Annotated in this window: 14 protein-coding genes and 1 rRNA gene (1 of these 15 cut by a window edge); 1 reads left to right on the top strand and 14 read right to left on the bottom strand. The window is 39.9% G+C overall.

Translation table 11 applies throughout. The features are described from left to right. From IGL32_RS01020 to pth, 13 genes are all read right to left on the bottom strand, one after another. A 16S ribosomal RNA gene (locus tag IGL32_RS01020) occupies positions 1–1,146 on the bottom strand (it extends 415 nt beyond the left edge of the window). A 650-nt stretch (positions 1,147–1,796) separates the two neighbouring features. Then, on the bottom strand, positions 1,797–3,293 hold the full coding sequence (gene lysS, locus IGL32_RS01015) for a lysine--tRNA ligase (protein ID WP_002359372.1): 1,497 nt from the start codon (positions 3,291–3,293) through the stop codon (positions 1,797–1,799). A 93-nt stretch (positions 3,294–3,386) separates the two neighbouring features. Continuing rightward, entirely contained in the window at positions 3,387–4,385 is a 999-nt protein-coding gene (gene dusB / locus IGL32_RS01010) for a tRNA dihydrouridine synthase DusB (protein ID WP_002356263.1), read from the bottom strand. A gap of 11 nt (positions 4,386–4,396) precedes the next feature. Then, positions 4,397–5,293: an Hsp33 family molecular chaperone HslO gene (gene hslO / locus IGL32_RS01005; protein WP_002359370.1), complete on the bottom strand. Its 897-nt coding sequence runs from the start codon at positions 5,291–5,293 to the stop codon at positions 4,397–4,399. Positions 5,294–5,454: 161 nt separating this feature from the next. Beyond that, on the bottom strand, positions 5,455–7,611 hold the full coding sequence (ftsH, locus tag IGL32_RS01000) for an ATP-dependent zinc metalloprotease FtsH (RefSeq protein ID WP_002363441.1): 2,157 nt from the start codon (positions 7,609–7,611) through the stop codon (positions 5,455–5,457). A 93-nt stretch (positions 7,612–7,704) separates the two neighbouring features. Beyond that, the gene (gene hpt, locus IGL32_RS00995) at positions 7,705–8,250 is read right to left on the bottom strand and encodes a hypoxanthine phosphoribosyltransferase (RefSeq protein WP_002356260.1); all 546 of its coding nucleotides are present in this window, start codon (positions 8,248–8,250) and stop codon (positions 7,705–7,707) included. An 18-nt stretch (positions 8,251–8,268) separates the two neighbouring features. Further along, on the bottom strand, positions 8,269–9,657 hold the full coding sequence (gene tilS, locus IGL32_RS00990; RefSeq protein ID WP_156210224.1) for a tRNA lysidine(34) synthetase TilS: 1,389 nt from the start codon (positions 9,655–9,657) through the stop codon (positions 8,269–8,271). An 85-nt stretch (positions 9,658–9,742) separates the two neighbouring features. Continuing rightward, entirely contained in the window at positions 9,743–10,222 is a 480-nt protein-coding gene (locus IGL32_RS00985) for a S1 domain-containing RNA-binding protein (protein WP_002356258.1), read from the bottom strand. A gap of 44 nt (positions 10,223–10,266) precedes the next feature. Continuing rightward, positions 10,267–10,746, bottom strand: a complete 480-nt coding sequence (locus IGL32_RS00980) for an FtsB family cell division protein (protein WP_002356257.1) — start codon at positions 10,744–10,746, stop codon at positions 10,267–10,269. A 254-nt stretch (positions 10,747–11,000) separates the two neighbouring features. After that, positions 11,001–11,264, bottom strand: a complete 264-nt coding sequence (locus tag IGL32_RS00975) for an RNA-binding S4 domain-containing protein (RefSeq protein WP_002356255.1) — start codon at positions 11,262–11,264, stop codon at positions 11,001–11,003. Positions 11,265–11,278: 14 nt separating this feature from the next. Further along, on the bottom strand, positions 11,279–12,868 hold the full coding sequence (locus IGL32_RS00970) for a putative polysaccharide biosynthesis protein (protein WP_002361558.1): 1,590 nt from the start codon (positions 12,866–12,868) through the stop codon (positions 11,279–11,281). A 15-nt stretch (positions 12,869–12,883) separates the two neighbouring features. Further along, positions 12,884–16,423 carry a transcription-repair coupling factor gene (mfd, locus tag IGL32_RS00965; protein WP_002379220.1) on the bottom strand — a complete coding sequence of 1,180 codons (3,540 nt, stop codon included), beginning with the start codon at positions 16,421–16,423 and terminating at the stop codon, positions 12,884–12,886. A gap of 19 nt (positions 16,424–16,442) precedes the next feature. Beyond that, positions 16,443–17,009 (bottom strand): aminoacyl-tRNA hydrolase, encoded by a 567-nt coding sequence (gene pth, locus IGL32_RS00960; RefSeq protein ID WP_002379221.1) that lies wholly within the window; start codon positions 17,007–17,009, stop codon positions 16,443–16,445. Positions 17,010–17,343: 334 nt separating this feature from the next. Between pth and IGL32_RS00955 the strand changes: the two genes are divergently transcribed. Further along, the gene (locus tag IGL32_RS00955) at positions 17,344–18,327 is read left to right on the top strand and encodes an L-lactate dehydrogenase (RefSeq protein ID WP_002356251.1); all 984 of its coding nucleotides are present in this window, start codon (positions 17,344–17,346) and stop codon (positions 18,325–18,327) included. Positions 18,328–18,553: 226 nt separating this feature from the next. Here the strand turns inward: IGL32_RS00955 and IGL32_RS00950 are convergent, their stop codons facing one another. Beyond that, on the bottom strand, positions 18,554–20,044 hold the full coding sequence (locus IGL32_RS00950) for an aldehyde dehydrogenase family protein (protein WP_002379222.1): 1,491 nt from the start codon (positions 20,042–20,044) through the stop codon (positions 18,554–18,556). Positions 20,045–20,175 lie beyond the last annotated feature (131 nt).

Genomic DNA, 20,175 nt, shown 5'->3' with positions numbered 1-20,175 from the left:
CAACTAACAATAAGGGTTGCGCTCGTTGCGGGACTTAACCCAACATCTCACGACACGAGCTGACGACAACCATGCACCACCTGTCACTTTGTCCCCGAAGGGAAAGCTCTATCTCTAGAGTGGTCAAAGGATGTCAAGACCTGGTAAGGTTCTTCGCGTTGCTTCGAATTAAACCACATGCTCCACCGCTTGTGCGGGCCCCCGTCAATTCCTTTGAGTTTCAACCTTGCGGTCGTACTCCCCAGGCGGAGTGCTTAATGCGTTTGCTGCAGCACTGAAGGGCGGAAACCCTCCAACACTTAGCACTCATCGTTTACGGCGTGGACTACCAGGGTATCTAATCCTGTTTGCTCCCCACGCTTTCGAGCCTCAGCGTCAGTTACAGACCAGAGAGCCGCCTTCGCCACTGGTGTTCCTCCATATATCTACGCATTTCACCGCTACACATGGAATTCCACTCTCCTCTTCTGCACTCAAGTCTCCCAGTTTCCAATGACCCTCCCCGGTTGAGCCGGGGGCTTTCACATCAGACTTAAGAAACCGCCTGCGCTCGCTTTACGCCCAATAAATCCGGACAACGCTTGCCACCTACGTATTACCGCGGCTGCTGGCACGTAGTTAGCCGTGGCTTTCTGGTTAGATACCGTCAGGGGACGTTCAGTTACTAACGTCCTTGTTCTTCTCTAACAACAGAGTTTTACGATCCGAAAACCTTCTTCACTCACGCGGCGTTGCTCGGTCAGACTTTCGTCCATTGCCGAAGATTCCCTACTGCTGCCTCCCGTAGGAGTCTGGGCCGTGTCTCAGTCCCAGTGTGGCCGATCACCCTCTCAGGTCGGCTATGCATCGTGGCCTTGGTGAGCCGTTACCTCACCAACTAGCTAATGCACCGCGGGTCCATCCATCAGCGACACCCGAAAGCGCCTTTCACTCTTATGCCATGCGGCATAAACTGTTATGCGGTATTAGCACCTGTTTCCAAGTGTTATCCCCCTCTGATGGGTAGGTTACCCACGTGTTACTCACCCGTCCGCCACTCCTCTTTCCAATTGAGTGCAAGCACTCGGGAGGAAAGAAGCGTTCGACTTGCATGTATTAGGCACGCCGCCAGCGTTCGTCCTGAGCCAGGATCAAACTCTCATAATAAAAGTTAGAACAATCTTACGATTGTTAAGCTCAATTTGTTTGCTAGCATATTGCTTGCTTGTTAAAAATGTTTGTTGTCTTGAATTGAATCAAGACGCCCTACACATTTGGTTCGTCTATTCTTTGTTCAGTTTTCAAAGGTCTACATTACCTCGCAGCAACTTTTATATCATAACAAACTTTCGTTTGAATGTCAAGAACTTTTTTAAAAAGTTTTTTAAGTTGTTTTGCTCGGTTGTTGTTGTCTGTTGTGACAACTTCTATATCTTATCATCTCGTTTGTTATTTGTCAACAACTTTTTTGTTGTTTTTTCAAACTTTTTTCGAGAGATTTGAAATCAAGAATTGTTATTTAATTATTGATTTCTGAATCGCTCAGCTGTGTGACTCGCCTTGCGACATGTAATAATATACCAAGATTTCAAGCATTGGTCAATCATTATTTTCACTTTTTTTAAACTTTTTTTCAATACCGATTATTCTTTCTTATCCGATTAGATAAAGTTCGTTTTTTATCAGATTACCCATTCTTTTTATTACCCATCTTCGATTTTTTTAGAAAAAAAGAATTGGTTTCAATTGTTTTTCTATTCTTTTTTTATTTAATTTTTTGCGAATACAAAAAAAAGATGCCCTTAAGGCATCTTTTTTTATCTCATTGTTGGGAATAGCAAGACATCACGAATTGATTGTGCATCGGTTAATAACATAACTAGTCGATCAATCCCAATACCTAATCCTCCGGTTGGTGGCAAGCCATATTCTAAGGCTTCGATGAAATCTTCATCTACTCCGTGTGCTTCATCATTTCCTTGTTCCCGTTCTTTTTCTTGTTCTTCAAAACGTTCACGTTGGTCAATTGGATCATTTAATTCTGTAAATGCATTAGCAAACTCTTTTCCGATAATAAACAGTTCAAAGCGGTCAGTGAAACGACCATCTTCTGGATTTTTCTTCGCTAATGGTGAAACAGCTACTGGGTGACCATAAATAAATGTTGGTTGTTGCAACGTATCTTCTACAAATGTTTCGAAAAATTCATTAATGATATGACCGACTGTCATGGCATCTGTAATTTCAACATTATGTTCTTTAGCCAACGCACGGGCTTCTTCTATCGTCATCTCTTGCCAAAAATCTACGCCCGTTTGTTCTTTGACCGCATCTACCATGTGTAGACGTTTGAAAGGACTGCCTAAATCAACCGCTTGACCATCGTACGTGATATCAGTAGTTCCTAAGACTTTTTCCGCAGCATTACGAATAATTCCCTCTGTTAAATCCATCACATCTTGATAATCAGTATAAGCAGTATAAGCTTCTAGCATTGTAAATTCTGGGTTATGAGTGGTATCGATTCCTTCATTACGGAAGACACGACCAATTTCATATACTTTTTCCATGCCACCGACAATTAAACGTTTTAAATGTAACTCTAGGGCAATGCGTAAGTATAAGTCCATATCTAACGCATTATGGTGTGTGATAAATGGACGAGCAGCAGCTCCTCCTGCTTCGTTATGCAAGACAGGCGTTTCTACTTCGACATAGCCATTGCCATCTAGATAACGACGGATTTCGCTAATAATTTGACTGCGTTTCATGAAACGATCAAAGCTTTCTTTGTTACTGATTAAATCCAAATAGCGTTGACGATAGCGTTGTTCCACATTCGTTAATCCATGGTATTTATCTGGCAATGGACGCAAAGCTTTAGTTAATAACGTAATTGTTTGAGCTTTAACAGTAACTTCCCCCGTATTGGTTTTCATTACTTGACCTGTCACACCAAAGAAGTCGCCTAAGTCAGCATGTTTAAATAGTTCATAGGCTTCGTCTCCAACTTGGTCCTTCCGAACATAAATTTGAATTTGGCCTTCACGGTCTTGCAAATGGGCGAAACCAGCTTTTCCTTTACCACGTTTTGTCATCATACGTCCAGCAACGCTGACTTCTGTATTCATTTCACTAAGTTCTTCTTTTGTATGATTATCATATTGTTCATGAAGTTCTGCTGAATTATGAGTGCGATCGAAACGTTTACCGAAAGGATCAATCCCTTCTTCACGTAAAGCTTCCATTTTTTCGCGGCGCACGAGCATTTGATCATTTAAATCCTCTAAATGCGCTTGTTGTTCTTCTGCCACTGTTGTTCCTCCATTCTTGATTTTAACCTATCCTAATAATGCCACAGTAATTCGAAAAAAAGCAAGCCGAATTTTACTTTCGGCTTGAATTTTTTATTCTTCTATAGTAGTTACAGCAACTTTGGAAATCTTTTCTACAAAGGCATCAAGTAAATCGACAACTGCTTGTTGTGTTTCGACTTGGTTAATCGCAACTTTCACTTTGGCTGCTCGCGAGATTCCTTTTAGATAGTAAGAAGCATGTTGGCGAAACTCACGGACCGCAATTTTTTCACCTTTTAAATCCACTAATCGTTGTAAATGAACTTTTGCAATGTTAATTTTTTCAGCTGGTGAAGGCTCAGGCATCAATTCACCCGTTTCCAAGTATTCTTTCGTCCGTTGAATCATCCAAGGATTGCCCAAAGCAGCTCGACCAATCATCACACCATCCGCTCCAACATATTCTAACATGCGTTTAGCATCTTCAGGCGTTTTGACATCGCCATTTCCCATAAAAGGAATGGTTAAATGCTTTTTCACTTCCTTTAAAACGTCCCAGTTGGCTGTCCCTTCATACATTTGGACACGTGTCCGACCATGCATAGCAATTGCCGAAGCCCCTGCTTGTTCGGCAGCCAAAGCGTTGTCTACAGCATATAGATGATCTTCATCCCAGCCTGTTCGCATTTTTACAGTGACCGGCAAAGAAACTGCCGAAGAGACTGCGTGAACCATCTCATGCACTTTATTCGGATCCAGCAACCATTTCGCACCAGCTTCAGCTTTAATTATTTTATTGACAGGGCAGCCCATGTTAATATCAATAATCGCCGCTTGCGTATTTTCTTCCACAAACTTAGCAGCTTCCACTAATGTTTCTTTATCTCCACCAAAAATTTGTACACTTAAAGGATATTCCCGCTCATCAATATATAGCATTTCTAAGGTTTTTTTGTTTCTTAATTTAATTCCTTTGTCACTAATCATTTCACAAACGACTAATCCTGCGCCAAATTCTTTTACAGTCACACGAAAAGCGGCGTTACTAATACCCGCCATCGGAGCTACGACAACACGGTTGGGGATTTCAACGTCTCCAATTTTCCACATAGTCTTTCCTCCTACTTTTGTTTCGTATTGCGAATCGCTTCATCGCGAAGTTCAATTAATTCTTCTTCACTATAGTGATATTTATTGTTACAGAATTGACAAACTGCTTCTGCTCCATGATCTTCATCAATCATCGCATTTAATTCATCGATCCCAACAGCAATCAAAGCGGTCGCAAATTTTTCTTTGGAACAGTCACATTTAAATTGTACAGGCATTTTTTCTAAAATTTCTACTTCGTCTTCTCCCAATAAGCGATACAAGACTTGTTCAGGTGTTTCTCCATTTTCTAGTAATTGTGAAATTGGTGGCACTTCCGCTAGACGCTGTTCAATAAAATCAATGGTACTTTCATCGGCACCTGGCATTACTTGAATCATAAAACCACCGGCTGCTTTCACAGATTCATCCGTGTCCACCAATACACCTAAACCGATAGCTGAAGGAACTTGTTCAGAGACCGCCATAAAATATGTAAAGTCTTCACCGATTTCACCAGAAACAATAGGTGTTTGTCCAGAAAAGGTTTCTTTTAATCCTAAATCTTTAATGACTGTGAAAATTCCTTCGTTACCGACAGCACCACGTACATCAATTTTACCTGTTGCATTCAACTTTAAGCTGACATGTGGATTTTTAATGTAGCCTTTTGTTTCTCCGCGGCCATTACTATCGACAATAATAGCGCCAGCTGGGCCATTTCCTTGTACTTTTACAGTTAATTTATCGTCACCTTTTAAAGTCGCTCCTAGTAAAAGGGCTCCAATCAATGTGCGTCCTAACGCTGCAGTAGAAGAACTCCATGTATCATGTCTTCTTTGCGCTTCGCTAACAGTTTCAGTGGCACTGATGGCATATGCTCGTATTGAACCTTTATAACAAAGGGCTTTTACTAAATAATCTTCCATTCTTTTTCCTCTTCTCTTGGTGCTTTTTTGTCCATTAGTCAGATAATACTAGGAATCAGGTGTTTTTTCAACCAAATAATCTTCCTTCTATAGAATATCTTAATATTATAGAAGGTGCAGTATTCGTCAACTCGACAAATACTGCACCTTCTACTAATTGGTTATTTATAACGATCTTCGTAGTTATTGCGATCATATTCAGAATTGGAATCTGAATCTTTTTTCTCTTCAGATTGGACTTCTTTTTCTGTTTGTTCGCTTTCTACTTTGACTTCTTCTGCTTCATCATGTAATTCTTTTTTCGCTTCTTCAAAGTCTTGTTTTTCTTCAACTTGTTTTTGCGCTTCTTTTTCTTCTAAAGCACGTTTTGCTTCTTCGAATGTTTGCGCTTCTTTTTCACTAGGATAGTCGCTGTCAGCACCTTCAGGCATTTTACCTGTTTCAAATAATGATTTGATTGCTTTTGCATCTAATGTTTCATATTCTAATAGTTTTTCAGCGATTAGTTTATGTTGTTCACGGTGCGCTTCGATAATTTCATGCGCTTTCGTATGAGCATCCATTAAGATACGACGAACTTCCTGATCGATTTCAAACGCCACTTGTTCTGAGTAAGCTTTTGTTTGACCATAATCACGACCGACAAAGACTTGATGGTTTCCTTCATATTGAACAGGTCCTAATTTGTCGCTCATTCCATATTCAGTTACCATGCTACGAGCAATCCCTGTTGCTTGTTCAAAGTCATTTGAAGCCCCTGTTGATTGAACGCCAAAGATAATTTCTTCTGCTGTACGTCCACCAAGTAAGCCAACGATTTGTTCAAACATATCTTCTTTAGTCATTAAGAATTGATCTTCTTTTGGTAAAGCAATCATATAACCGCCTGCGCGACCACGAGGGATAATTGTTACTTTGTGGACAACACGAGCACGGCTTAAGACTAAACCAACAATTGTGTGTCCTGCTTCATGGTAAGCCACCATTTCGCGTTCTTTTTTATTAATCACGCGATCTTTTTTAGCTGGACCAGCAATTACGCGGTCTTCGGCTTCATCCACATCAGAAGCATCAATTTTTTTCTTGTTACGACGAGCGGCAACTAAGGCTGCCTCGTTTAAGACATTTTCTAAATCAGCACCAGCAAAACCTGGTGTTTGTTGTGCAACAACTTTCAAATCAACGTCATCAGCTAACGGTTTGTTTTTCGCATGAACACGTAAAATCGCTTCACGACCTTTGACATCTGGACGTCCTACCAAGATTTGGCGGTCAAAACGACCTGGACGTAACAACGCTGGGTCTAACACGTCTGAACGGTTCGTTGCAGCAATTACGATAACTCCTTCATTGCCATCAAAACCATCCATCTCAACTAATAATTGGTTAAGGGTTTGTTCACGTTCGTCGTGTCCGCCACCCATACCAGCACCACGTTGACGACCAACTGCATCGATTTCATCGATAAAGATAATTGCAGGCGCGTTTTTCTTCGCTGTTTCAAATAAATCCCGGACACGGCTAGCACCGACCCCGACAAACATTTCAACGAAATCTGAACCTGAGATTGAGTAAAATGGCACACCTGCTTCACCTGCTACGGCTTTAGCAAGTAACGTTTTACCAGTCCCTGGAGGTCCCTCTAATAGTACGCCCGCAGGAATCCGTGCGCCTAATTCAGCGAAACGACGTGGATCTTTTAAGAATTCCACTACTTCAACTAATTCTTGTTTTTCTTCTTCCGCACCAGCTACATCTGAGAAGCGGACACGGTTAGCTTTTTTATCGGCTTCTTTGGCTTTTGATTTACCGAAGTTCATCACACGGCCACCGCCGCCACCGCCACCGCCTTGTTGGCTCATCATCATGTAGAAGAAGAAGAAAATAATCACTAATGGTAAGAAACTAAACAACAGTGACAACCAAGCACCACTTGTTGATTGTTCTTTGACAACTAGCTTCACCTTGTTATTTTGTGCCGCATCTTGAATGCCAGCTAAGGTTGTATCACTAGGTAAAACGGTTGTTGTGAAGCCTTTTGACGACGCTTGCGTTGAGCCCCACAATGACAGACCACCTGTGTCTTTCACTTCTTGTTTTTCTTTATACTGACCTTCAATCCGGTAAACCCCATTAGTTGGTTGAATGGTCATGTCTTTGACTTTTCCGTCTTCCAATTGTTGTTGGAAGGTTGAGTAATCGATGTCTGGCGATTGTTGGTTGTTATTTCCAAAAATGAAATAGACAACCATGACCATGGCAAGTACTACTAAGACGTAGTATAAACCATTTTTCATGCCATTATTCTTTTTGTTCATGCCTGTCCTCCTTATGCTCATCATTACAATTCATGTTATTCTTTTATCAATCCTGACCTTTACATTGTAACACAATTAATTCCTTGATAGATATTAATTTGATTCGTAAACTTCAGGTTTTAAAACGCCAATATAAGGCAAGTTGCGGTACGTTTCTGCATAGTCTAATCCGTAACCGACCACAAACTCATTGGGCACATCAAACCCTACGTAGTCAGCTTTAATGTCTACTACACGGCCTTCTGGTTTATCTAATAAGGTAACAATTTTCACAGATGCAGCTTTACGGTATCTAAACAAATCTACTAAATACGCTAATGTACGACCACTATCGATGATATCTTCTACGATTAAAATATGTCTACCTTCGACATTTGTGTCCAAGTCTTTGACAATTTTTACTTCGCCTGAAGAAACTGTCGCGTTGCCGTAGCTAGATACATCCATAAAGTCCAATTCTAAATAAGTATTGATTTCACGAGTCAAATCAGCCATAAATGGTACTGCACCTTTTAAAATACCGACCACTAAAGGATTTTTCCCTTGATATTCTTCTGTCAGTTGCTTGCCAAGCTCTGCAGACTTCGCAAGAATTTCTTCTTTGGAGATTAGGACTTTCTCAATATCTTTTTCTATCATAGTGCGCTCCTTTCAGCATTACTCCTTTGTCTTAAAAAGGAGTCTGTAGTGTATTTTATCAGTTTCTAAAGGAATACTCAAATAGGAATTTGCAAATTTTGGTACCCAAATGATTTCCTCTTGCTCATCCGTAATGACCCAAGCACTCTCTCTCGCTTCATTTGGCACTTTTTGATCAATAAAAACTCTGCTTAATTTTTTCGTAAACCCTGGTTTTAATGTAATCCGATCACCACTTTGGCGATGACGAACGGTCAAAGGTGTGGCTGTGGTCAACGGGATCGCTAACAACTGACCCGTCCACTGATTAATCTCTTCAGGAAGAGGAAACGGTTTGTCTGTCGCAATTAATCCTAGCCACTCGGTTTCCGATAGATAAATCCCCGCACCAGGTACTAATAAATGTGTAACTTCTTCTCGCAGTGCAGCCTGTTTTTGTTCTAAGCATAGCCAATCATAACTTTTAGCTAGTTGCCATTGCTGTTCTAACATAACCGAGCCTTGCGGTTGCCGTTCATCATTCAAAACTTTTAAAATTTGTGTCATCTGGCGTTGGTTTAACGAAACCCCTAATGGCACTAATGTTTTTTGGAAAAACGCGGTTAAAAAGAAGTGCTGGTACGCAGGCGTTTCTTTTAATAATCTCTTCAAAGGAATGCGCCAGCCTTGTTTGGTTGGTTCTAAGGCTTCAGATAATTGAGGCTCAATTTGTTCTTGAATAAATTCTTGGGCAAAACGTTGTTCATTACTAAAAGAAGCAATCTGATCTAAGAATTGCGGATTTTCCTGCTTTAATAGCGGCAAAACCTGATTACGGAGCCGATTTCTCAAATATTCATTGGTTTGGTTCGTTTCGTCCTCAAAATAAACGAATGCTTGGCGCTGTGCAAATTGATACAATTCTTCTTTTGGATAAATGAGTAACGGACGAATCAATTCCCCTGTCGCAAAAGGACGTCTCTCTTTAATGCCTGCGGAATGGGAAAAATTAGTTCCTCGAATCAGCTTCATTAAAATCGTTTCCGCTTGATCGTCTAGATGATGTGCCGTCATTAAGACCGCCGCACCTTCAATTTCCATGACTTCTTTAAAAAATTCATAACGAAATGTGCGCGCTTTTGCTTCTAAATTTCGTTGCTTTTCAGGGTCTTCCCAACGTGTTTCATAATACGTTAGCTCTCGCTGCTGACAATAGGTAGCGAGATATTGCGCTTCCTGTGCCGACGCTTCTCGCAATTGATGATTGACATGTGCAACAACCAATTGTAATTGTTCTTTTTCTGCCACCTGTTCCATTAACGTCAAAAGGGCCATGGAGTCTACACCACCAGAAACGGCGACCACGATTGTTTGATGCGGTTGCCAAAATCCTTGTTCTTTTCCTCGTTTATAAAACTGCCAAAACATTGTTCGCCCTTCTTTCTTCCTTAGAATAAAAGAGGAACCGAGAAATAACCCATTCGTTATCCCCAGTCCCCCTATTTGTTTGTGCTTAGCCGCGACGTCCGCCACGTCCGCCACGTTTGCCTTCAGTATTACGTTTTAATGAAGATAAACGGTCATCACTATCTTTCAAGAAAGAGCTCATCAATGAGTCAAAATCTTGTTTATTGTTATTGTTATTTGCTTGTGGTTTATTGAAAGGCTTTTTGCCCCCTGCGCGTGGATTACGGTCACGATTCTCATAATTGTTTTCACGACGTTGAAATTCACGTTTTGGTTGTTGCCCTTCTGCTGGCTCTTGTGCTTTACGGATCGATAAGCCAATTTTGCCGTCGTCACCAACTGAGGTTACTTTCACTGTTACTTCGTCACCTACTGTTAATACATCATGAATATCTTTAACGAATCCATTAGACACTTCACTGATGTGTACTAACCCAGTTTTTCCTTCTCCTAAATCAATAAATGCACCAAAGTTAGTAATCCCTGACACTTTTCCTGGCAATTTAGCTCCTACTTCGATTGACATAAAAAAATTGTTCCTCCTATTTTTTCCCTAATTATAATTGCAGTTTATTCAGCTGAAGACTTAGTTGTTTCAGTTGAAGACTGTGATTGACTATTTTTTTCTGAACTGCTCTTGCTTTCTTCCGCTCCAGAAGTCTGTGTTTTTTTCATTTGTTCTGGTGTGGGATAAATCTGTTCGCCTTCTTTTGAGAGAAGGAAACGGCTACGTGCTAATTTTGCCACATAATCATCATCTTTTAACAAAGCAACGTCTTTTTTTAGATCCTTGACCTTCTTATCAACTGCTACGGATTCAGCAATTGCATCTGCTCGTTCTTGTTTGAAAGCACCTAAGCGATGATAATCTTTCATCAATTGGATGCCAGAAAAGGCAAAAATAATGAAGGCCACGAGAAAAATCGCTGCCAAGCGTCTGCGTCTAAAAATCAATTGTTTCTGTTGTTTTTGGAATTCGACATACTGTTCTTTCGTGTAGTCATTTTCCAATGCCGCAACTTTCTTCGAGTTTTTTTCATTCTTTCCCATCGTCTCGCTCCACTCGCTTTGGATTGTCCGTTTTATTATACCAACATCTAAGAACCTTGTCTAATGTTAATTTCAGAGAAGTTAAAGAAAATCAAGCTTTTTTCTAAAATATTCTTTGCTTTTGAAATAACAGCGGTTGATTTATTAATTTTTTTCAAAAGCGGCGCGTCTGTTTCATTAAAACGCTGAAAGGATGAAGCGCTTGGAATATTCATCTTTTCAATGAACTTGCCAAGCGCTCCATCCTCACCTGTTTATTCTTCAGAGACACGTGTTTCTGATTTTATTTCATACATTTTTGTGGCATCTTCTTTTTTCGTAGAGTCATTCAGTTGCAGGACTTCTACTTCTAAAATTCTGTTCCCAAATTGAATTTTGACAAGGTCACCAATCTTCACAGTACTAGAAGATTTGGCTAAGACTCCGTTGATTTGAATCCGGCCTTTATCAGCGACTTCTTTGGCAACTGTTCTTCTTTTAATAATGCGAGAAACTTTTAAAAATTTATCTAACCGCATCACATTCACCTCTTTTATTTTTTTTGTCTCATCCGTAAAATTTTTGCGCCATACGGTAAACTTAACCATTCACGTATCGTAAATAATTCTAACTTAATGATGGTGCTAATAAAAACTGTACCACCCACTGCAACACCTAAAACTGTAACGAAAAACGCTTGACTTCGGTGATGCACACCTTGGAACAAGATGGAGATAATTCCTTGATAGACCAGTAATGACAGCATCATGATTGCTAAACTAAGCAACAGTTTTTTCAAAAAGTTTCGTTCTCGAACAAAACAATTAATCGCTGCATCCGATTGTCGGACTAAAACGAATAACGTCGCTAGTAACCCAAGAATAGTAGACCAACTAGCACCTAATGTTCCCCAACGAATGGTGAAAAAGCCCGTTGTCAGTAACTTCACTAATAAGCCCACACCAGCTGCCACTAAAGGACCTTTAAAACGATTGCGACTTTGTTCAATACTTTGGTAGGCCTGAATAATGGCCATAAAAGCGATGGATAAAACATACACCCCTAAAACATCGTTGCCTTTATAATCTTTAAAAAGCGTAAAGTTCATGTACGGCAATAACATCATTAGACCAATCGAAGCCGCCGATGCCAAGGTTGTGGTAAGGCGCAAAAAGATTTTTGCAACTTGTAAAAATTGTTGACGGTCTTTTTTCATAAAATATTTTGTCAAACCTGGTAAAAAGGTCGAGCTTAAAGCTAAAGCAATTACCAATCCTAATTGAACTAGTGGTTGTCCTCTATCATAGACCCCTTTGTCCACTTTCGCAGCTAAATCAGAGAGCCCGAAAAGCATGAGGGCATTTTTTACTTTAAAGGAATCAATTAATTGAAATAGAATCAGAAAAGCACTATATAAAGAGACCAAACCACCCTCAATCATTAAACGTTTAAATAGTCCTGTGGTTTGAGGCATAATCTTCCATTGATGCAAGTATTCCGTACTTCCACTAAGAATTTTTCGATTGTAGTACCATAAGACAAGTACCGCTAAGATACCGCCAGCCAACGCACCACTCATGGCCACCGTCCCCGTTTGGTAAATGGAGCCACCAAAGTAATGATAGGACAACGCAGCTACTAGAATAACCCCGACACGCACAAACTGTTCCATCACCTGTGAAATACCACTAGGCACCATCAACAAATGACCTTGAAAATTCCCACGATAGAAAGAAAGAATTGGAACGAGTAAAAAGGTAAAGGAAACAACTTCCATTAATGGTTGGAGTGCAGCATCCCCCATACTAATAGCAATTTCTTGACTACCAAAGAAAAAGAAGGCCCAACAAGCAATCGCTAACCATAACACATAGGGATATAGTTGGCGCAACACTTGTTTTTGACTCCGAATATCTGGTTGTTCAGCAACAATTTTGGAAATAAATTGCGGTAAGCCTGACAATGCTAATGTCATCGCAATCCCATAGATTGGATAAACTTGCTGATACACGTAAAATCCTTCATCCCCTACAAAGTTCTGAAAAGGAACGCGATAAAACGCACTCAACACTTTTGCAATGAAGGAAGCAATGGTTAACACAACGGCACCTTGCATCATTCGTTGCATTTCTTTTTGTGCCATCTTCTAGGCCTCCTTTTAAAGGGAATCCGTTCCTTGCGAATGTTTGTATTTTTCTTGTCGCAATGCGGTTGTAAAAGCAGCAATTTCTTGAATCCAAACAGCTTCTTTACAATCTTTCGGCAACTTCAAGGAAATAGTCATTTGTTCTTTCTCAACTGCTAGATCCGCTTTTAAGCTGGTTGCCGATAACGCTTCAAACAACTGCTCCACAGAGTATGTTTTTGTGCCAATTTTACTTAACACAAACTTGACTTTTTGATCGCGTTTACGAATACTTTCTAACAAGGCACGGTCGCCATCCATTTTGATACGGCCAGTGGTTAATAAATGCGCCACTTCGTCAGGATACTCTCCAAAGCGGTCTAACAAGTCCGCTTCTAATTCTTCGTACATATCCATATTTTCTAATTGACGAATCCGTTTATAAATTTCAATTTTTTGTCGTTCGTCTGTAATGTACGTTCCTGGAATATAAGCATCAATGCCCAAATCAATTTCAACAGACGTTTTTTGGTCTTGGATATTTTTTCCTTGTTTACGAGCAACTGCCTCAGATAACATCTGCGAGTACATATCAAACCCAACCGAATCAATGAAGCCGTGTTGTTGGGCACCAAGAAGGTTCCCGGCCCCTCGAATGGAAAGGTCACGCATCGCAATTTTGAACCCAGAACCTAATTCCGTAAAGTCTTTAATTGCTTCTAAACGTTTCTCACTAACTTCGTTTAGGATTTTTTGCTGTTCGTACATAAAATAAGCATAGGCCACTCGATTGCTACGCCCCACACGACCACGTAATTGATACAACGTAGATAAGCCCATGTAGTCCGCATTTTCTACAAACAAGGTATTAGCATTAGGAATATCTACTCCTGTTTCAATAATTGTTGTAGTGACTAATATATCATATTGTCCTTCAATAAAATCAAACAAAGTATTCTCCAGTTGTACTTCTGTCATTTGCCCATGTGCATACGCAATTCGTGCATCTGGAACTAGTGCTTGTAACTCTTCAACTTTTCGTTCAATCGTATCTACTCGATTGTATAAATAAAAGACTTGACCATCTCGGGCCATTTCTCGCTCAATCGCTTCCCGAATCGCCCCAGGATTATTTTCCATGACATACGTTTGGATCGGATAACGATTCTCTGGTGGGGTTTCGATGACGGATAAATCACGGACACCTAACATCGACATATGAAGGGTCCTTGGGATTGGCGTTGCTGTTAACGTCAAGACATCCACTTGTGAACGCAATTGTTTTAGTCGTTCTTTATGTTTCACTCCAAACCGTTGTTCCTCATCAATAATCAACAAGCCTAAATCACTAAAATTAATATCTTGCGACAATAAACGATGGGTACCAATCACAATATCTACTTGGCCATGTTTAATTTTTTCAATTGTTTCATTTTGCTGTTTTTTCGTGCGGAAACGACTTAATAAACCAATTTCTACAGGAAAGCCCTCAAACCGCTCTTGAATCGTTTCATAATGTTGTTGCGCTAAAATAGTTGTTGGCACTAAAAAGGCAACCTGTTTATTGTTGCTAACAGCTTTGAAAGCCGCTCGTAAAGCCACTTCTGTTTTACCAAACCCTACATCGCCAACTAACAAACGATCCATTGGTCGAGATTTTTCCATGTCGTGTTTAATTTCGGCGGCACTACGTAATTGATCATCTGTTTCAGAATACGGAAAAGCCTCTTCAAATTCTTTTTGATACGCATCATCTGGCGGAAAAGCATAGCCTTTTTCCGACTCTCTTGTCGCATAAAGTAAGATTAAATCATCCGCGATATCTTCAATTTTCGAAGCAACTTTTCGTTTAGTTTTCGTCCATTCACTGCCGCCTAGCTTGTTAATTTTCGGCGTTTTAGACTCGGAAGCAACGAACTTTTGAATCAAGTTCAATTGTGTTACTGGAATAAATAACTTGTCATCATTTTGGTACAAGATAGTCATGTAATCTTGATGGACCCCATCAACTTCTAAGGTTTCCATACCAATATATTTACCAATCCCGTGATTCGCATGAACGACATAATCGCCCGTTTTTAAGTCGCTATAACTTTTCAAACGTTCCGCATTAGAGATTGTTTGACGACGTGCCCGTTTTTTGGTCGTTGTATGAAAAATTTCTTTTTCCGTAATCGCCACGAGCTTGTTTTTAGGCAATTCAAACCCTGTTTGTAATGCCCCTTGGACAATTTGGACATGCCCATCTAACAACTGATCCCAATTGCTTACTACGCTAGGTATGTCAAAGTCCTGAAATAGCTCTTCGACTTTTTGAATCCGTTCTTTCGTAGGAACAAAAACAACGACCGTTTGGTTTTGCTTTTGCCAACGGTCCACTTCCGCTTTTAGCAACGGCATTTGACCGAAGAATTGTTGCATTGAACGATATTGGAAATTATGGACTTCTTGGAAACGAAGATTCCCCATTCCTTTTTGAAAAAGTGAAAAGAAGGTCGTATTTCGTGCAGTTTTTCGCAATTGATCATGAAAGTCTACGCCAAAAGTTTGTTCAGAAAACACGCGCATTTCTTCAATTTTCAGGGTTTGCCATTCCGCTTCCTCTCTAGCGATTTCTCGCTCCGTTTCCATCATACGAGAATAATCATCCACAAAAAGCAAACTATTTTCTGGTAAATAATCTAACAGCGTAGTTTTTTGTTGGTACAGAAAATCTGTATAATAGTGAGCATTTTCTGTAGGAATCCCTTGTTCCCAAGAAGACAGCAACTGACCAAAATATTCTTCTAAAAAATCGGTCTCCGTTTGATCTTTAGCTGTCGCTAAACGTTTTTCTAGAGCATCTTGTAACCTCGTCATGCCATGATTCATATCTGCCTTTGAGAATACTAAATCAGTCATTGGTGAAATCGTTACTTCTTCAAGATTTTCTAATGAACGTTGGGTATCTGCTTCAAAATAACGGATTGAGTCAATTTCAACATCAAACAGTTCCACCCGAACAGGGTATTCGGCATTTAGCGGATAGACATCAACAATGCTTCCGCGAATACTAAATTCGCCAGGCTTTCCGACCATTGCTTGGCGTTCATAGCCCATTAACACTAAGCGTTGCGCGAGGATCTCAGGTTCTACTTCTGTCCCGATTTCCCAATAAAGTTGCGCATTTTGCCACGTTTCTTTCGTTGGCAAATATTTTCGTAGTCCAGCTACTGGTACGACCACGATTCCTGCATTCGCTGTCATCAGGAAATTTAACGCACTCACTCGATCTGCGCGCGCTTCTGGTGAAGAAAAGGCCATTTCGGCGGATAACACTTCATCTACTGGAAATAGATGAACTTGTTCTGAAGGTAAAATATTTAAAAAATCATCTACTAATTGATTGGCATAGTATAGGTTTGGGACCGCAATAACAATTTTTTGATGCGTCTTTTGTAAAGCGCCTGCCATCAGTAATGTTTTAGCAGAGCCTGATAACCCAGTAATTAGTTGGCGCGTTCCTGTTGTCATTAGTTGACTGCGCCATGATTTAGCAATTTCTGTTTGGCTAATTCGTTCGATAATATTCAAACAAGGGCCCTCCTTTCTGCTATTTTCCATTAAATTGATTCATTGTTTCAACAAACGTATGTCCTTCGCATGCATATAAAGCGGCATCGGCTGCTTTTTTTACAGCAAGTAACATCTCTTCGTGTGTTTCTTTGGGAAAAGTACTTAGTACATGGTGGATAACTGTATCATTTTTTGAGGGCCGACCAATGCCAATTTTAATTCTAGGAAAGACATTTGTTCCTAAATGGGCAATCAGACTTTTTATCCCATTGTGGCCGCCAGCACTACCTTTTTGCCGTAAACGAATTTTACCGATCTCTAAGTCTAAGTCATCATAAATAACAATCAAATCTTCCTCATCTACCCCAAAGTAGGTCAACAACGGACCAACAGAGCGACCTGATTCATTCATAAATGTTAATGGTTTCACTAACAATACTTTCTCAGTCCCTATAAAAAACTCTGCAATATCTGCTTCAAAATTACTATTATTAAACGAAACATTTTGCCGATACGCAATTTCATCTAGCGTAATAAAGCCAATGTTGTGTTTTGTTTCTTTGTATTTACTACCGGGATTTCCCAGTCCTACGATTACTTTCATCTTTCATTCTCCTTGGATTATAAGCTTGCCAACACAAAATGGCTGGGAAGCGTATGCGCTACCCAGTTTTATTCATTATACCATAGAAATAAAAAAACTCGCAGTCTTTGAAGATTAAGAAAGATGTAAAAAAATTTTTAGAAATTTAAATATGCGTAAGATAGTGAAATTACGCACATGTAAGAGCTACCATTTTGAAACAGGTCTGAAAACTGTATCATTTTTACAATCAAAGTTCGTGACATTTTTTACAAACCATGTTACTATCACTTTAGCAACAGGAAATAAAAACTCGTTGCTCACGAAAAAGAATGTAGAGGAAGGAATGGTACACATGACTGCAGCCGCAGGGAATAAAGATCACCAAAAAGTAATTTTAGTCGGGGACGGTGCCGTAGGTTCTAGCTATGCCTTTGCTTTAGTAACTCAGAATATTGCTCAAGAAGTTGGGATTATTGATATTAATGTACCAAAAACTGAAGGAGACGCGTTGGACTTATCTCACGCATTAGCATTTACTTCTCCTAAAAAAATCTATGCTGCTACTTATGACGATTGCCATGATGCAGACTTAGTTGTCTTAACAGCTGGTGCGCCTCAAAAACCAGGCGAAACTCGTTTAGACTTAGTTCATAAAAACTTGAAAATTAATAAAGAAATCGTTACAACAATTGTTGATTCTGGTTTCAACGGTATCTTCTTAGTTGCCGCAAACCCAGTTGATATTTTGACTTATTCAACTTGGAAATTCTCTGGCTTCCCGAAAGAACGAGTAATCGGTTCAGGAACTTCACTAGATTCTGCTCGTTTCCGTCAAGCAATTGCCGAATTAGTTGACGTTGATGCACGAAATGTCCATGCCTACATCTTAGGGGAACACGGAGATACAGAATTCCCAGTTTGGTCACATGCGAATGTCGCTGGCTTACAAATTTACGAATGGGTGAAAAATAATCCTGACGTCGATGAAGAAGCAATGGTTAATTTATTCTTCAACGTACGCGACGCTGCTTACACAATCATCGAGAAAAAAGGAGCTACTTTCTATGGAATCGCGGTTGCACTAGCGCGTATCACTAAAGCTATCCTAAACGATGAAAACTCTGTGTTACCATTATCTGTTTATTTAGAAGGTGAATATGGTCAAAACGATATTTATATCGGTGCACCAGCGATCATCAACCGCCAAGGAGTTAAACAAGTCATTGAAATTCCATTAACAGATGCTGAACAAGAAAAAATGGAAGCTTCTGCTTCTGCATTAAAAGAAGTTATTGAAACAGCTTTTGCTAAATTTGAAGCAGAAGAAGCAAAATAACTCCTTCTACAATAGTCAAAAATTAAAAACAACCAAGAGTGAACACTATTGTTACTCCGCTTTAAAGCCTGGTACAAAAATCCAAAGTGATTTTTGTACCAGGCTTTACTTTTAATCTGTTTTACTTTACTCATCACTCAACTTTTTAAAAAAATTATTGTTTTGTTTAGCTCGAAAAATAACAATAACCAAAAATAAGTTTATTATCTAGAATTCACTACACTACTTAATACAGTCCATCTGCTTCTTCTTTTGTCACAATGTAAATATTTTTCATTTGCGTATAAGCATCTAGCATTGATTTATGCGTTTCTCGACCAATTCCTGATTTTTTATAACCGCCAAATGGCGCGCCCGCAGGCAATTGATTGTATGTGTTGACCCACATTCGACCTGTCCGTACACCACGAGCAACCCGTAATGCCACATTGATATCTTGAGAAAAGACGGCACCACCTAGACCATATTCAGAATCATTAGCTAAACGAATGACTTCTTCTTCCGTTTCAAATTTAATCACTGTTGCAACAGGACCAAAGATTTCTTCTTGGGCCACACACATTGCATTCGTACCATTCGCTAATAACGTAGGTGCTAAAAACGCCCCCTTGTCTAGCCCATTTTCTGTTAAACGTTGCCCACCAGTAATCAGCGTAGCTCCTTCCTTCACACCAATTTCGACATATTTTAAAATTTCTTCCAATTGATGCTCATTGATCTGAGCGCCCATTTCAACATCTTTTTCCCACGGGAAACCAACGTTCACTTGTTCAAACTTTTCCTTTAAAGCTTCTACAAATTGATCATAAATACCTGACTGAACGAACACACGAGACCCAGCACAACAAACTTGCCCTTGATTGAATAAAATCCCTAACTGCACGCCTTCTAATGCACGTTCCCAATTGGCATCTTCAAAAATAATGTTGGCTGATTTTCCGCCAAGTTCTAAAGTGGCTGGAATTAGGCGGTCGGCCGCCGCTTTAGCGACAGTGTACCCCACCTCTGTTGAGCCTGTAAAAGCTAGCTTATCAAACCCTGGATGTGCCAACATATAATTTCCTGAATCAGAACCACGACCGGTGATTAAATTCACTACTCCTTTCGGCAAGACTTGATCAAAAATTTTAAACAATTCCAACAGACTTAATGATGTGCTCGAGGACGGATGAATCACAACCGTGTTACCTGCTGCCAACGCTGGTGCTAATTTCCAAGCACCCATTAATAAGGGGAAATTCCACGGAATAATTTGACCCACAACACCGATGGGTTCTTTCACAACAATGGATAACGTATCCTTATCAAATTCTTTGACAGATCCTTCTTCTCCACGAATCACACTAGCAAAATACCGAAAATGGTCTGCACTGGCAGGGACATCAATCGATTGCGTTTCCCGAAGCGGTTTTCCATTATCTAAAGTCTCCACCATAGCCAAATGTTCTTGATTTTCTTCAATCAAATCAGCAATTTTCAACAAAAGATTGCTTCTTGTTACAACGTCAACATCTTTCCATGTCTGAAACGCTTCTTGGGCTGCTTCTACAGCTCGATCCACATCTGCATTTGTGGCATCTACAAATTCTGCTAATTTTTCGCCATTACTAGGATTGTAACTAGCAATCATTTTGTTACCACTACCTGTTGTCCACTCTCCATTAATATACAATTGATAGCTACTGGCAACTACTTGATTTATTTCTTTTTTACTCATTTACCCACCTCTTTTTTTATTTTTGTATCCGCTTACAATTATAAGACATCTTCCACCTAAAAGTAAATGATTCTACCTAAAAAAAATATAGCTCTCAGCGACTGTTGCTAACTCATCCCGACCTGAAGCCT

Origin of the sequence: Enterococcus sp. AZ035, assembly GCF_050548325.1 — a bacterium.
In the GTDB taxonomy this organism is placed as follows: Bacteria; Bacillota; Bacilli; order Lactobacillales; family Enterococcaceae; genus Enterococcus; species Enterococcus faecalis.
The sequence above is the reverse complement of the archived record's forward strand: the minus strand, read 5'-3'. Positions and strand labels throughout refer to the sequence as shown.